The 14,642-nt window shown below is 55.8% G+C and carries 13 protein-coding genes; 4 read left to right on the top strand and 9 right to left on the bottom strand.

Annotated elements, in window-relative coordinates; all coding sequences use genetic code 11:
- Positions 1 to 2: 2 nt before the first annotated feature.
- On the top strand, positions 3 to 1,046 hold the full coding sequence (locus PYL13_RS20695; RefSeq protein ID WP_275642174.1) for a dipeptidase: 1,044 nt from the start codon (positions 3 to 5) through the stop codon (positions 1,044 to 1,046).
- 77 nt (positions 1,047 to 1,123) lie between these two features.
- Here the strand turns inward: PYL13_RS20695 and PYL13_RS20690 are convergent, their stop codons facing one another.
- The 9 genes from PYL13_RS20690 to PYL13_RS20650 all read right to left on the bottom strand — a co-directional run bounded on the left by PYL13_RS20690 (position 1,124) and on the right by PYL13_RS20650 (position 11,512).
- Positions 1,124 to 2,398 carry an NAD(P)/FAD-dependent oxidoreductase gene (locus PYL13_RS20690; protein ID WP_275642173.1) on the bottom strand — a complete coding sequence of 425 codons (1,275 nt, stop codon included), beginning with the start codon at positions 2,396 to 2,398 and terminating at the stop codon, positions 1,124 to 1,126.
- Complete coding sequence (locus tag PYL13_RS20685) at positions 2,395 to 3,894, bottom strand: tripartite tricarboxylate transporter permease (protein ID WP_192489073.1); 1,500 nt, start codon at positions 3,892 to 3,894, stop codon at positions 2,395 to 2,397. The genes PYL13_RS20690 and PYL13_RS20685 overlap by 4 nt, the downstream gene beginning before the upstream one ends.
- A 10-nt stretch (positions 3,895 to 3,904) precedes the next feature.
- Entirely contained in the window at positions 3,905 to 4,363 is a 459-nt protein-coding gene (locus PYL13_RS20680) for a tripartite tricarboxylate transporter TctB family protein (protein WP_250984962.1), read from the bottom strand.
- The gene (locus PYL13_RS20675; protein ID WP_275642172.1) at positions 4,363 to 6,723 is read right to left on the bottom strand and encodes a molybdopterin-dependent oxidoreductase; all 2,361 of its coding nucleotides are present in this window, start codon (positions 6,721 to 6,723) and stop codon (positions 4,363 to 4,365) included. The genes PYL13_RS20680 and PYL13_RS20675 overlap by 1 nt, the downstream gene beginning before the upstream one ends.
- A 25-nt stretch (positions 6,724 to 6,748) precedes the next feature.
- Positions 6,749 to 7,720 (bottom strand): Bug family tripartite tricarboxylate transporter substrate binding protein, encoded by a 972-nt coding sequence (locus tag PYL13_RS20670; RefSeq protein ID WP_192489070.1) that lies wholly within the window; start codon positions 7,718 to 7,720, stop codon positions 6,749 to 6,751.
- Positions 7,721 to 7,833: 113 nt separating this feature from the next.
- Positions 7,834 to 8,613 carry an SDR family oxidoreductase gene (locus PYL13_RS20665; RefSeq protein WP_192489069.1) on the bottom strand — a complete coding sequence of 260 codons (780 nt, stop codon included), beginning with the start codon at positions 8,611 to 8,613 and terminating at the stop codon, positions 7,834 to 7,836.
- A gap of 10 nt (positions 8,614 to 8,623) precedes the next feature.
- On the bottom strand, positions 8,624 to 9,568 hold the full coding sequence (locus PYL13_RS20660; protein WP_250984966.1) for a 4-hydroxy-tetrahydrodipicolinate synthase family protein: 945 nt from the start codon (positions 9,566 to 9,568) through the stop codon (positions 8,624 to 8,626).
- A 132-nt stretch (positions 9,569 to 9,700) separates the two neighbouring features.
- Positions 9,701 to 10,429: a TetR/AcrR family transcriptional regulator gene (locus PYL13_RS20655; protein WP_259147142.1), complete on the bottom strand. Its 729-nt coding sequence runs from the start codon at positions 10,427 to 10,429 to the stop codon at positions 9,701 to 9,703.
- 144 nt (positions 10,430 to 10,573) lie between these two features.
- The gene (locus tag PYL13_RS20650; RefSeq protein ID WP_275642171.1) at positions 10,574 to 11,512 is read right to left on the bottom strand and encodes an AraC family transcriptional regulator; all 939 of its coding nucleotides are present in this window, start codon (positions 11,510 to 11,512) and stop codon (positions 10,574 to 10,576) included.
- A 136-nt stretch (positions 11,513 to 11,648) separates the two neighbouring features.
- Between PYL13_RS20650 and PYL13_RS20645 the strand changes: the two genes are divergently transcribed.
- The 3 genes from PYL13_RS20645 (at position 11,649) to PYL13_RS20635 (ending at position 14,642) form a co-directional block, all read left to right on the top strand.
- Complete coding sequence (locus PYL13_RS20645; RefSeq protein ID WP_259147146.1) at positions 11,649 to 12,896, top strand: ABC transporter substrate-binding protein; 1,248 nt, start codon at positions 11,649 to 11,651, stop codon at positions 12,894 to 12,896.
- A gap of 67 nt (positions 12,897 to 12,963) precedes the next feature.
- On the top strand, positions 12,964 to 13,827 hold the full coding sequence (locus tag PYL13_RS20640; protein WP_192489064.1) for a carbohydrate ABC transporter permease: 864 nt from the start codon (positions 12,964 to 12,966) through the stop codon (positions 13,825 to 13,827).
- A complete protein-coding gene (locus tag PYL13_RS20635; RefSeq protein WP_250984970.1) occupies positions 13,824 to 14,642 on the top strand; it encodes a carbohydrate ABC transporter permease in 819 nt (272 codons plus the stop codon). Before PYL13_RS20640 ends, PYL13_RS20635 begins: the two co-directional genes overlap by 4 nt.

Below are 14,642 nucleotides of genomic sequence, written 5' to 3'. Positions count from 1 at the left end.
GAATGACTGCTGATCTGGTACGTGTGCCCGTATTTGACGGCCACAATGATATCTTGTCCCGCTTGATGCGTGAGGGTGTCGAAGGGGCTGAACAGCGCTTTCTGCAAGGGCAGAACAATGTCCATATCGACATTCCGCGTGCTCGTGAAGGCGGTCTGGCCGGCGGGCTTTGTGCCATCTACGTTCCATCACCTGCGGGCGGTCTTGATGCCAATGGTGATCTGCCACGTGTAGAACTGCACAGTGCAATCGACCAGACGATCAGTCAGGCGGCACTCCTCGGGCGGATAGAGGCGCAGTCAGAGGGTGCTTTCACCATCTGCCGGACAGCTGCAGATATCCGCAAGGCCATGGAAAAAGGCAGCTTCGCCGCGGTGTTCCATATCGAAGGCATCGAGGCCGCAGGCCCAGACCTTGATATCGTCCACGTTCTCCACGCAGCAGGCCTGCGGACGCTTGGACCTGTCTGGAGCCGGCCAAACATATTTGCACACGGCGTTCCCTTCCGCTTCGGTCACGACCCCGATATTGGACCTGGTCTGACGGACGCTGGACGTGATCTCATCCGCCTCTGCAATCGTCTGAAGATCATGGTCGATCTTTCGCACATGAATGATGCCGGTTTCCGTGATATCGCAAAAATTTCCGATGCGCCGCTTGTGGCGTCTCATTCAAACGCATTTGCCGTTTGCCCGCACAGCCGCAATGCCACTGACTGGCAGCTTTCGGCCATTCGTGACACCGGTGGTCTGATCGGTCTGAATTTCGGCGTCAAATTCCTGCATCCGGAAGGCAAGGCCGACCCGAATATGGACATTTCCGTGATGGTGCGGCACATCGACTATTTGGTCGAACATGTCGGTATCGATCACGTCGCATTGGGGTCTGACTTTGACGGTACGCTGATCTCACAGAAGATTGGTGACGCCACGGGCCTGCCGCGATTGCTGACCGCATTGCGTGATGCTGGTTATGACAAGGAAAGCCTTGTCAAAATTGCGCATGGCAACTGGATTGCGTTGCTCGAACGGACTTGGGGCGCTTGATCCTGCCCTTTTAGCAGGTGTGTCCAATATTCATGTCCCGCACGATACTATCGTGCGGGATTTCTCGTTCATCGACCTCAGGCAAAAATACGTTTGAAACGCGATGCCGCAAAGGCTGCAATGTGCTGCGAGGTTGGTCTACCTGATATGAGATCAGCGACGATGCGCGCACTGGCCGGGCCAGTTGCCAGACCGACATGGCCGTGCCCGAATGCATAAATGATGTCACTGCTAACTGACGACGGGCCAATGACCGGCAGTCCGTCCGGCGTTGACGGGCGATGCCCCATCCACCAGTCGATACGGTTTTCATCAAAGGCTTTTGTCAGAGCTGGATAGGCACGTTTGGCGTGGCCAAGCAGAATGTCGGCGCGGCTTTTGTCTGGTGACGTGGCTGTACTTGCCAATTCCACCTGCCCGGCAATGCGAAGACCCGCCAATGTCGGGTTGTTTCCCATTTTCCCATCACCAGGCATGATAGGCATCGCACCTGTTACGACGTCATGCGGAATGACCACGTGATAACCGCGCTCGCTTTCCAGCGAAACCTTGTCACCGGCTTCGGCAGCCAGTGTCTTGGAGTGGATGCCAGCGGCGATCACCGCTCGATCGCAGGCGATGCTGCCGGCGTCTGTTTTCACACCTTTCAAGCGACCAGCCGATATATCAAAACCGATTGCCTTGCCATTTATCCTGACGGCGCCGAGCGCCACTGCATGGTCAACGAGGGAGCCGACATATCCACCGGGATCGATGCAATGCCCACCCTGTTCTACCAGCACGCCGAAAGAGTAGGCTTTTGACAGTGCCGGTTCCAACCGATGCAATTCGTCAGATGAAAGCTCGCGGTAAACTACGCCATTGTCGCGGCGCAAACGCCATGCAAGCGCTTCTGCTTCAAACAGCGACCTGTCTGGATATGTGTAGATAAGTCCTTTGCGGACAATCAGATCAGAACGACCGGCCTCCTTGGCAAGCGCTTCATGTCGTGCCGGTGCGTCATGCAGCAGCGATGACAGAATGCGGGCTGTTCGCTCGACTTTGGCAATGGTGGCGCCAGCCGATACGAAGCGCAAAAGCCATGGCGCCAGACGCAGGATATGGCGCCAGCGAATAATCAGCGGGCCGTTGGGGTCAGAGATGAGGCCGGGTACTTTTTTCCACAGGCCGGGCATCGACATGGGGATAATCGAGGCCGGGCTCAACCAGCCGCTATTTCCATAACTTGATGCCTGACGCCCGCCCGGCTGTTCCGGTTCGATGATGGAAACCGAATGCCCATCTCTCAGCAATTCAATAGCGGTTGCTGCACCAACAATGCCTGCACCGATAACGACGACATGCGAGGTCATTCCTGGAACGCCTCCTTGCGCACCGAGCCGAATTTCGGCAGCACGATCAATGCCAGGACGACAACGGCGGCCACCAGAAGACCAGCAGAGATTGGCTTGTCGACAAAAATGCTGAGACTACCGCGTGACAGGAACATGGCGCGACGGAAGTTTTCCTCCAGCATCGGTCCGAGAATAAGGCCCATGACCAACGGCGCAGCGTCGCAATCCAGCTTGGTGAAGATATATCCGAGAATGCTGAAGATCGCCAAAAGCCACAGGTCGAACACCGAGTTACCAAGCGAAAACGCACCGATGGCACAGAACACGATAATCGCAGGATAGAGGTACTGGAACGGCAACGTCAGCAGTTTTGTCCAGATGCCGATCAGCGGGAGGTTCAAGACCAGCAGCATGAAGTTGCCGACCCACATGGAGACGATAACGCCCCAGAAGATTTGCGGGTGATCGCTGATAAGGGTCGGGCCTGGTGCGATACCCTGCATGATAAGCGCACCGAACATCAGTGCCATCACAGCATTTGCCGGAAGACCAAGCGTCAGAAGTGGCACGAAGGATGTTTGCGCACCCGCATTGTTGGCGCTTTCAGGTGCGGCAACACCCTCGATAGCGCCGTTACCGAACCCTTCCGGTGGTTTGGCAACGCGTTTTTCAATCGCGTACGCGGCAAAGGCCGCAAGCAGTGCGCCACTGCCGGGAAGAAGACCAAGCAGGGAGCCAATACCCGTGCCGCGCAAGATCGGAGCGGCCATGCGGCGCCAATCCTCACGCGATGGCAACATGGAAAAGAATGGTGCCTTGATCGCGGTTCGGTTTTCTGTGTGTTCAAGGTCCTTGATCAGTTCGCCTATGCCGAAAAGGCCCATGGCGACCACCACGAAGTTCACGCCGGTTGCCAGCTCTTCATAGCCCAGCATGAAACGCGGTGCAGCCGTTTGCACGTCCTGCCCGATCATGCCGATCAGAATACCGGTGAATACCATCGCCAGGGCTTTGGGCAACGATCCGCGCGCAAGAACGATTGAGGCGATAAGGCCGAGGATCATCAGTGAGAAATATTCAGCCGGACCGAAAAGCAGACCAACTTCAGCCAGCGCTGGTGCAAACAGTGCCAGCAGCAACGTCGCAACCGTACCGGCAAAGAACGAACCAATGGCAGCCGTCGCCAAAGCCACACCAGCGCGGCCTTTCCGGGCCATCTTGTAACCATCAATGGCTGTGACCACCGATGATGCTTCGCCCGGCAGGTTCAAGAGGATTGCCGTGGTCGAGCCACCATATTGCGCGCCGTAATAGATGCCCGCCAGCATGATCAGCGATGTCACCGGTTCGAGACCGATGGTGAATGGCAGAAGGATCGACATGGTCGCCGCAGGTCCAAGGCCGGGCAAAACGCCGACCAGTGTGCCGAGCAAGGCGCCAATCAGACACCAGAAAAGGTTGACCGGCATGATAGCCTGATCAAGACCGAGGAGAAGAGCGTTGATTGTTTCCATTGGTCTTTCCTCAGTAACCGAACCACGGACCGATAATGCGTACCGGCATGCCCAAACCTAGGATGAATGCGGCACTGCACGCCGCACCCAGGCACAGGCCGTATAGCCCCATGGCAATTGGTCGAAACGGACGCGAAGCGAAGGATGCAATCAGACTGCAAAGCGCGACGGATATAAGCAGGCCAGCGCCGCGAACCGTGAGGCCGAATATCACGATCGATGCGATGATGATGACGACGCGCGAAGGATTGACGCGCAAGGCTTCACCAGCCGTGCCCATCCTGATGCCTTTCAACGCAACGATCACCCCCATGATGATAACGCCAACTGCGACCATCGCTGGAAAGCCACCGGGGCCAATTCTGCGCAGTGTGCCAAACGACAAATCGAGGCTGCCAATCAGAAACAGACTGCCGATCAATATGAACAGCAGACCTGAGAGTAATTCGGTGTTCAGACGTGAGGACATTATCTTACCTCGTTTTTTCTGGTGGTCTTGCGCGGATCTGGGACCAGATCCGCCGGTCGGTAGGCACGGACTGGTGGTGCGATACCGTCAAAACGTGCTATTTCGACGAGGCACGAATTGGGGCTTGGCCCCTGTGCCAGACGTGAAGTGCCGTGATCAGCCGTCAGGACATTCGGGTTGCCGTTTAATTCTAGTGAACCGGCAACGGAAGGCTCGGACGGGTCAAACCATGCGCCAGTTGCGAGTTGCACGACCCCTTCCATCACAGCGTCCGTTATCGAAACGCTCGCAAGGCATGCCCCGCGTGGGCTCGTGATCGTGACTGTGTCGCCATCTGCCAGATTTCGTTTGGCGGCATCTTTCGGGTGGATGCGCACCGGTTGACGACCTGAAGCCTTAGTACGACGCGACGGTTTGGCATGGTCCCACTGACTATGCAGCTTGTCATGCGGCTGGCATGACAAAAGATGAAGTGGGAACTGCTGCGCAACCGGTGATCCCAGCCACTCCTTCGGTTCCAACCATGCCGGATGTCCGGGGCAATCATCATAAGCAAAGCTGGCAATTGTCTGTGAGCCGAGTTCAATGCGGCCTGACGGTGTGCGGAGTGGATGCGCCCGCGGATCGGCTCTGAAATCTGCAAGCAGCGCGCGTTCCGGGGACTGTGCTGCCACTTCAACGATGCCGGTATTCTGGAATGTCTCGATATCCGGCATGTTGATACCACGTGTGGCGGCGTTCACGCATGCTTGCCCATACAGGCGCTCAAGCCACTGGTCCTCGCTCAGGCCCTCGGTGAACTCAGCCTCAACTCCCAATCGGCCAGCAATGCGCCGCAGGATTTCGTGGTCGGTCACAATGCCCTCAGGCGGCGCTGCAAGACTCGAAGACCAGCCGATAAAGCTGTCGCGACCGCTGGCGATGACGTCATTGCGTTCCATGAACGTCGAGGCCGGAAAAACGATATCCGCATGGCGCGCATGTGCGTTCCACCAGTGCTCATGCGCAATGATCGTGTCAGGCTTTTGCCAAGCTTCGACAAGACGGTTGAGGTCCTGGTGATGATGGAATGGATTGCCGCCAGCCCAATAGACAAGCTTGATATCCGGATATGTACGGCGGGTGCCATCATGGTCGTATTCGGTGCCGGGATTAAGCAGCATGTCTGCAATACGGGCGACCGGAATGTAGTCGGTGATTGGGTTTTTGCCCTGAGGCAGGGATGGCCAGTTGATCGGCGATGCGGGCTGGCCGATGCTGCCGACTGATGCGTAACCGAAACCGAAACCCTGACCAGGCAAACCAATGCCACCCAACAGACTTGCGAGCGCAATTGCTGCCCAGTAGGGCTGCTCGCCGTAATCGGCGCGCTGCAGCGACCACGACATCATGATGAAGGTCTTTTTCCTGGCCATCATCCGCGCCAGATCGGAAATCACTGCTGCATCTACATCGGTTATCGTGCTGGCCCAGACGGCATTCTTTACGATGCCATCCTGCTCACCCATCAGATAGGCGCGAAATGTCTCAAAGCCTTCTGTGTAGCTTGCAAGGAAATTCTGGTCATGCAGATCCTCGGCGATCAGCGTGTGGGCCAATGCCAGCAGCAATGCCGTGTCGGTACCGGGTCTAAGTGGCTGCCACTCGGCAGATAATTCGGCTTCTGTATCATCGCGCACCGGCGAGATATTCAGCAAACGTGCACCGGAATCCCGGCAGGCGAGAAGTGCACTGCGTGCGGTATGGCGTGTGATGCCACCGGCATTAACCTGCGCATTGCGCAACGGGGTGCCGCCAAACATCACAATAAATTCGGAATGCCCGGCTATCTGTCCCCACGGCGTGTGGCCGCTGACAAGGCCGTTCAGATTGCCGATGACATGCGGAAGAATGACTTCACCCGCTGCGTAACTGTATGTCTGAACTGAGCGAACCGAGCCGCCCGCCATGTTGAAGAAACGCTTGAGCTGGCTCTGCGCATGATGGAAACGTCCTGCACTCGACCAGCCGTAGGAACCTGAAAAAATCGCGCCATTGCCGTAGGTTTGCCGGACACGGCTTATCTCCGAGGCGACGAGGTCAAGAGCCTCGTCCCAGGATACTTCGACGAATGGCTCGGCACCCCGTCTTCCATGATCCGTTCCTGGGCCATGTTCGAGATAGGAGCGCCGTATTGCGGGCCTGAGGATACGCGATGGCGACAGCCGGTCTTGCGTCAGTTCCGTGCCGAACATGGCCGGATCCGGATCTTCACGAAAAGGCTTCAGGCCTCCCGACTTGCTGTCATGTTCGTAAAAACCCCAATGGCTCCCGACAAGCTTCTGCTGTCGGGAGGGCTCCGAAAAATCCGTATTTTTCATGGGTTTTACCGGAGCCTTGCTCATTTTACTCGACCTTGATGCCAGCCGAATCTACGATTTCGCCATAACGCTTGGTTTCGTCGACAACGAAAGCCTTCAGGTCTGCACTGTTCTTATACATCGGCTCGAAACCGAACACAGTGAGTTTTTCCTTGAACTTGTCGGAGTTGACGACCTTGGACACTGCGGCGTCGAGGTATTCGGTAGCCTTCGGATCAAGGTTCTTGGGTGCCCACACGCCGTACCAGGACACCATGTCCAGTGGCTGCATGCCACTTTCTTCAACGGTCGGGATTTCTGGAGCAAGAGCCGAACGCTTGAGGCTGGTAACAGCCAGAGCCTTCAGGCGACCTGCCTTGACGTGTGGCAGCGACGACAGCATCGGATCAGCCATCAGCTGAACTTGACCACCCATCAGATCGGTAAGAGCCGGACCTGCGCCCTTATAGGTCACGACATCAGTATCGACGCCAGCCTGTGCCTTCAGCACTTCGACGGCAAGGTGGCCTGCAGAGCCGTAGCTCGATGTTGCGAAGTTGAAACCTTCTGGATCAGCCTTCACTTCTTCAAAGAATTCCTTGAGAGTGTTGGCTTTTGTGGATGTCGGTGTAACGACCAGCAGCGGACCTGCGGCGATACCGGCGATGTGGGTGAAGTCGTTGAGGACGTCAAACGGCACGTTCTTGTTGATCAGCGGCGTGACCACATGGATCGATGCATTGAGAAGCAGCGTGTAGCCATCCGGCTCTGCCTTGGCGACTTCTGCGGAGCCAACAACACCACCTGCACCACCGGCACGGTTATCAACGACAAATGTCTTGCCTGTTGATTCAGACAGTTCAGCGGCAAGCACGCGGGCTACACCGTCAACGGCGCCGCCTGGTGGATATGGCACAACGATGCTGATTGCGCGTGCAGGGAATTCCTGTGCAACGGCAACGCCACCGGAGATGGCAGCGAGCGATGCGGCAAGAAGCAATGATCCAATATTTTTCATGTCTGGTGGCTCCTTCTGAATTCAGGATACAGATGTACGTTCGCCGCGGAAATGCGCAGCGTTAAACAGTGCGGTGGCTTGTCAGCTACCGTAGAATGGGATGTGCCGAAACCCTAGTAAGTTCCGGGGTATTGACCTCCGTCAACGAGCAGGTTTTGTGCGGTGACAAAACCGGCCTTCGTTGAACACAGGAATGCAATATAAGCACCGATCTCGTCCGGATCGCCGTAACGACCGGCCGGGTTCTGTGAGGCGCGTTCTTTCCAAATGTCATCGAATGGGCGGCCACTTTGCTCTGCCAGTACTCTGACATGCTCGCGCTGGCCATCCGAGGCAATAATGCCGGGAAGAACATTGTTGATCGTCACATTGTGACTGACGGTCTGGCGCGCCAGGCCAGCGACAAAGCCGACCAAGCCAGAACGCGCAGCATTCGATAGGCCAAGTTCTGGCTGTGCGATCTTGACGCTGCGCGATACGATATTGACGATGCGACCGAAACCCCGGTCCATCATGCCATCGACAGTCAGACGTATCATGTCGATCGGCGTCAGCATCATGCGGTCCATGCCGCGCAGCCAATCTTCGCGTTTCCAGTTGCGAAAATCGCCAGGCAACTCCCCATCTGCATTGTTGACCAGAATATCTGGGTTGGGGCATGCCGCGAGCGCGGCTTGCCGTCCTTCAGCACTGGTTATGTCGGCCGCAACGGTCGTGACGCGGGCGCCGGTCTTGGAGCGGATTTCCGCAGCCGTTTCTTCGAGCGTTTCCGCAGTGCGGGCAACAATCGTCAAATCCACATTTTCATGTGCAAGCGTCATCGCCGCTGCTTTACCCATGCCACGGCTTGCACCGGTGACGAGAGCTTTTCTGCCAGAAATCCCGAGGTCCATCTGTCTCTCCTTAAGCGGCGAGAGCTGCGGTGTTGATCTTCCAGCCGTACACCTTGTCGAGGCCAAGTTCCTGCACGATGCGAACGCCGCGTGCCAGTGCTTCACCTTCGAGGCCAGTCAGCGGGCGGCGCAGTTCACCGGCAGGCAGACCAACAGCCTTCATCAGCGACTTTACGGCAACCGGGTTGATGGCCGAGTAATTGTAGTGCAGCAGCGGCAGCAGGCGCAGGTAATTGTCACGGAAACCTTCTGCTTCAGTGTAGCTGGTCCATGGACGCGACATGACGGCCACTTCGGCAGGTGCAATGTTACCACCCATGTTGGCGGTGCCGTGGCCGCCGAGGCTCATTGTCGGAACGACGAGGCCGAGGTTGGGGCTATCGCAGCACATGACAGAAACGTCTGGGCGTGCCGCGAGAACCTGGGCAACCTGACCAACACGTGCCGTCGATTCCTTGTGAATGACGTAGTTCGGGTGCTTGAAGATGCGCAGCAGGTGGTCCCAATGCAGGTCGCTCTTGACGCGTGGCGGGTTGTTGTAAAGGCCAAGTGGCAGGTCTGTTGCATCAGCAATTTCAAGGAAGTAACGCTCGATGTCAGCTTCCGGTGCGCAGATATAGGCCGGCGCCGCGAGGATCGCGCCATCGGCACCGTTATCCTTGGCGAACTTCACGTTGTCGATTGTGGTGTCGGTGTTGTTGCCCGTGCAGCCAAAGAAAATTGGCATCTTCTCGGACTTCATTTTGGACGTCTCGACGATGATTTTGCGCTTTTCGTCCTGCGACAGCATCGACACTTCACCTGTCGAGCCCATGATGAGGACGGCAGAGGTGCCATTGGCCTCATGGAACTGCAGCAGTTCACGGAACGCGCCGATATCGACAGCGCCAGAGCGATCAAATGGCGTGATAAGCGCGACGAAAGAACCGGTAATTTTCTTGGCTGCTGCGGACATTGAGGCTGCTCCATCGGAGAATAAACAATGTTTCAAACATAGTTTTAATTCCAATTCAGTCAACGACTATAAATGGTCAAAATGCCCATGAATGCAGCATGGTTTGCTCAATATATTATCAGAAATAGAAAACTATTCCGACTGAGCGAGAGCTGCATCTTTTTGCTTGATTTTGACAGCTGGCGCCAGGAATCCGGCGCAGACGAATGCAGTCAGTTGCGCGATGATCTGTTCATCATCGTCAGTGTCACAAAGGCCGCCGGACAAGTTCTTGAGACGGTAGGTTGCGTGGTCTGAATCCGTCAACACCTGCATGACAGAGCCGATTGAAAAATTGTAGCGCCAAAAGATGTCGCGGCGCTCGAGCGATGGGACGGCGTGCCCGAAGGCATCGATAAAACGAAATACCGCCGGGTCGACACGTCGTAGGAAAAAACGTGTGGTGATTTCTCTTGGACGTGAGCGAACCTGCTGGATCATTCGGATCAGCGGACGATCACCAACGGCGTCGCGGCTGAACTGCACCATCGGGCGCACCAGCGCCTCCGCAACATCCTGCAGTGTTGGCAGGTTTGGATGCGCCGATTTCTGACAGGCCTCCAGTGCGGCGATACGCGCAGTGGTATAAGGCTCCATCATGATACTCAGCACTTCGCTGATCAGCTCATCCTTGGAGCCGAAGTAATAGTTGATGGCGGCGACATTAACGTCGGCGCGCAAAGTGATCTCGCGCACGGTAGCCAGATCGAAGCCCTGTTCGATGAAAACGGCGCGTGCTGCGGCAATAATACGCTCGCGCGGATCCTCGGCACGCTCGACCGGCCCATTGGATGACGCTGGAGTCTTGGCTTTTTTTGCCATCTGTTTTGGCTCTCTCGTTCCGTCTGGCACCCGGAATCGGAATTGCCCACTCTATTGAATGCTCTGTAGCATGTTACAACAAATAGGTGCGACCCCCATAATTTGACGAAAAATCTGTGTCGCGCACAGATTTGGGGCAAGCTGTTATCTTGTCCGTATCTCGGGCGCAGGCACGATCGACTTGTTACGAATGCGCGATGCCGTCCTGTAGTCACGCGGCGTCAAGCCCGTCTCCATGCGGAAATAACGGTTGAAGTTGGACAGGTTATTGAAGCCTGCTTCAAAGCAGATGTCTGTAATCGGCATCTCGGTTTCGGCAAGCAAGGTGCGGGCGCGCCAGACACGCACCGAGCGAATATAGGTTGAGAAGGTCATGCCGGTCAGCCGTCTGAATGCGCGGGAAAATGCCGAAGGGTCTAGCCCCACAGTCTCGGCAACCTCCTGCATTTGTGTATCCGGTCTGGATTGTAAAATCTGAATTGCCTGGTCAATGCGGCGATGGCGTTTGTCGGATAGCTCGCCATAGAGCGATATGAAATGTTCTGTCGCCAATGCGCGCTTGCGCGGTGCAGCTTCAATGGCATTCAGAATTTCCAGAAACAATCCAAGACCAACGGCACCCTTGTGGTCATTTAACTCAACAATCATCTCACCAATATCAATGGCTTCCGGCCCCAGAATCTCTATGCCTCTGCGAGACATCGGTTTCAGACGGTGCAGCACGTCGAGTTCTGGGCAGATGGCGCGGGCCTGCATCAACGTATCCGCATCGAATTGCAAAACGAGGTCACGACCCGGCAGGTTTGGGGCGCCGGGGGTGATCCAGTTATGCGGCAGGTTGGTCCCGGTCAGAACAAGGTGACCCGGTTTGAACGGGCCGACATAATCGCCGACATAGGCAAAGCCTGCTGCATCAGAGATGTAGTGAATTTCCCACTCCGGATGATAGTTCCAGATACAGATTGGGTTGGGATAATCATCCCGCCGGATGAGGTAGGACATGTTGTCCGGAAGGATGATTTGTTCGCGCGTCGCGGTGTAGGTATCTGACACCGAGTGGGGAAAATCTGATGATATACGCATGTGTATCTCTCATCATTGGCGTGATAATGTCAAAATAGTATCAGTTAACGGTAAAAAGCCAACTAGTTCCCAACCAATGTTTTTCGAAAATAGGTGCGTGGGCTGTACAGGAGTGCAGCTTCTGAGGGAGGAAATCATGTTGAAGACTTTACTCCGCACTGGTTGTGCGGCGATTGCGCTTTTTGCTGCGTCCAATACTTTTGCTGCCCAGTGCAGCGCGGATGTGCGTATTCTTGCACAGCCACGTGACGGCCTGACGCTGCTGGAAGACTATGTTGATGAGTTCGAAAAGCTGTCCGGTGCAGGCTTTGAAATCAGCTATCTGAATGAAAATGACCGCCGCGCCAAGTCGCAGGCCGACGCATCGACTGTTGGTAGCTTCAACGTTTATTACGTTGACGAGGCAAACCTTGCGCTCTTTGCATCTTCTGGCTGGATTGTGCCGCTTGATGGCCTTTATCCGGCTGAATATGACTACAACGACTTCGACGCAGGTATGCGCGCAGCTGCTTCCTACGACGGCAAGCAGTGGTTTGCACCGGTACAGGGCGGCGGCGACCTGATGGTTTACCGCACAGACCTGCTTGAAAAGGCTGGCATCCAGCCACCAAAGACATGGGACGAATATCTCGCCGCTGTGAAAAAACTGCATGATCCGGCGAATGGTATCTACGGTACAGCACTGCGTGGTCAGCGCGGTTCGGGTGCCAATGTCTGGCGCTGGATGCCACTGTTCAAGGCCAATGGCGGCGAATGGTTCAAGGATGGTCAGCCTGCATTCAACTCCGAAGCAGCTGTAAAGGCCACGCAGACATATCTTGATCTGTTCAAATATTCCGCTCCAGGCACTCAGACCGGTTCGTGGGATGAATCCACCGGCGCCTTCCGCGCTGGCAAGGTCGCTATCCTGGTAGAATCCGCACCACTCGGCGGCATGTCCGTCGACAAGGCGCAGAGCCAGGTTGCCGACAAGGTTGCATTCTCCGTTCCACCATCTCCACTGCCAGGCGCTGGTTATGCGCATGGTTTCGCAGTGGCCTCCAAGGCAAATGCGACGGATGAGGAAAAGGCTTGCGCCGGTCTGTTCGTTGCATGGGCGACCTCCAAGGAACAGGAAGCTCGCCGTCTCGCTGCCGGTCAGCCGGGTGAGTTGACCAGAACCAGCACCTACCAGAGTGCAGAATATGCCAAGACATTCGGTCAGAACCTTTCTGACGCGATGGCAGAGACCGGCAAGCACACACAGGTGACGTTCTGGCAGGATGCTCGCTGGCAGGAGCTGGGCAATCAGTGGGGCATCATGCTTGAAGAGCTGATCACCGGCAGCCGTACCGACATCAAGGGCACTCTGGACGAACTTGAAGCCTTCGCCCGCAAGCTCTGATGCTGCATAATCAAAAACAGGGCGCGCTTTCATGCGCGCCCATCTCTTCAGCCTAGGATCTGCTGTGATGCGACGCGGACGTTCACTGCCCTATGTATTTCTGGGGCCGACCCTTTTGATCCTGGTCGTGCTGGCACTGGTGCCCACGGTCTATGCGGTCAATATTTCTTTGCAGAACCGGACACTTTCCCAACCGGTGGCCGACTACATCTGGTTTGCAAATTACATTGCTCTCTTTTCGGATGCGCGTTTTCTCAATGCCCTCTGGGTATCGGTAAAATGGGAAGTCATCAGCGTCAGCTTGACCATGTTGACAGGCATCGGACTTGGTATTGCGATGTTTGAAGCTGCTGGACCGCGCATGCGCAATGTGCTGTGTCTGCTTTTCATCATTCCGGTTTTGCTGCCGCGCGTTTGTGCTGCATTCGTCTGGAAATTCGGCTTTCATCCGCTTTACGGTGCGTTGACCTGGCCGGTGCGTGAATTGACGGGCAGCACCCCGGATATTCTCTCTACACCTTGGGGTGCCCTTCTGGCTGTTGCCTTCGTTGATGTTTGGCAATGGGGATTGTTCTTCGCGGTTATCATCTTGAAGCTGCTGGAATCTCTGCCGCCGCAACCGCTGGAAGCTGCGCGCATTGACAAGGCAAGTCGTTGGGAAATTCACCGCTTCGTGACATTACCGATGTTGAAGGCGCCATTGATCAGTCTTCTGCTGGTGAAGGCGATTGAAAGCCTGCGCTCTTTCGATCTCGTCTACGTCATGACCCGTGGTGGTCCGGGCATTTCAACCGAAACGCTCGATATGTACGCCTATTCGCAAGGCTTTATTGAATCCGGTAAGATTTCCTATGCGTCTTCAATGGCGGTCATCATGATGGTGCTGACAGTCGTAACCTTTACCTTTACCTGGAAGAGGTTGAACCGATGAAGATTTCCACCATTCTCCTTCGGCTGGTGCTGGTCGTTGCTGCGGCGTTTGTCGTCCTGCCGCTTCTCTGGACGCTACTGAATGCGTTCAAAACCAATGCGGATCTGCTGGTCAGTACACCAAAGGTGTTTTTCCAGCCGGTCTGGGACAATATGAGTTACGTGTTGAACCGTCGCTCTGTGGCACGGGCTTTGACCAACTCGGTCATTATCTGCTCGTCGGCCGTGGTGATCGGTGCCATCATTGGCGTTCCCGCGGCTTATGTGATCGCCCGCTTCAAGAACCGACTGACCGCAGAAGCGCAGTTCTTTGTTCTGTCGCTGCGCTTCCTGCCGCCTGTCGCGATTGCTATTCCCATGCTGGTGATCTGGCTGGGCCTCGGTCTCTACGATTCACGCCTGTCACTGATCGTAACCTATCTGATCGTTACCGCGTCGATTACGATCTGGTTGTCCGTTCCTGCCTTTGAGCGTGTGAGCATTCACGTCGAAGAAGCGGCCCGAGTTGATGGGCTTGGACCTTATGCAACATTCTTCCGCGTGGCATTGCCAATCGCTCGGTTCCAGATTTTCGGCGCGATCGCCTTTTCTTTCGTGCTCGTCTGGAACGAGTTCCTCTTGGCAATGATGCTTACCACATCCAATGCGAAAACGTTGCCAATCATCGCATCCGAAATGTCCCAACTCGGCATGAACGTGCCCTGGGGTATTCTAAACGCAGCCGTCGTTCTTTTGTCCCTGCCCCCTCTTATCCTGCTTGGATTGCTGGCGGGCGGTCTGAATGCCGCATTCTCGAAAAAACAAAATCAGGGTTGA

This window comes from Agrobacterium sp. Azo12 (assembly GCF_029193765.2).
Taxonomy (GTDB): Bacteria; Pseudomonadota; Alphaproteobacteria; order Rhizobiales; family Rhizobiaceae; genus Agrobacterium.
This window is presented reverse-complemented; position numbering and strand designations above follow the sequence as displayed.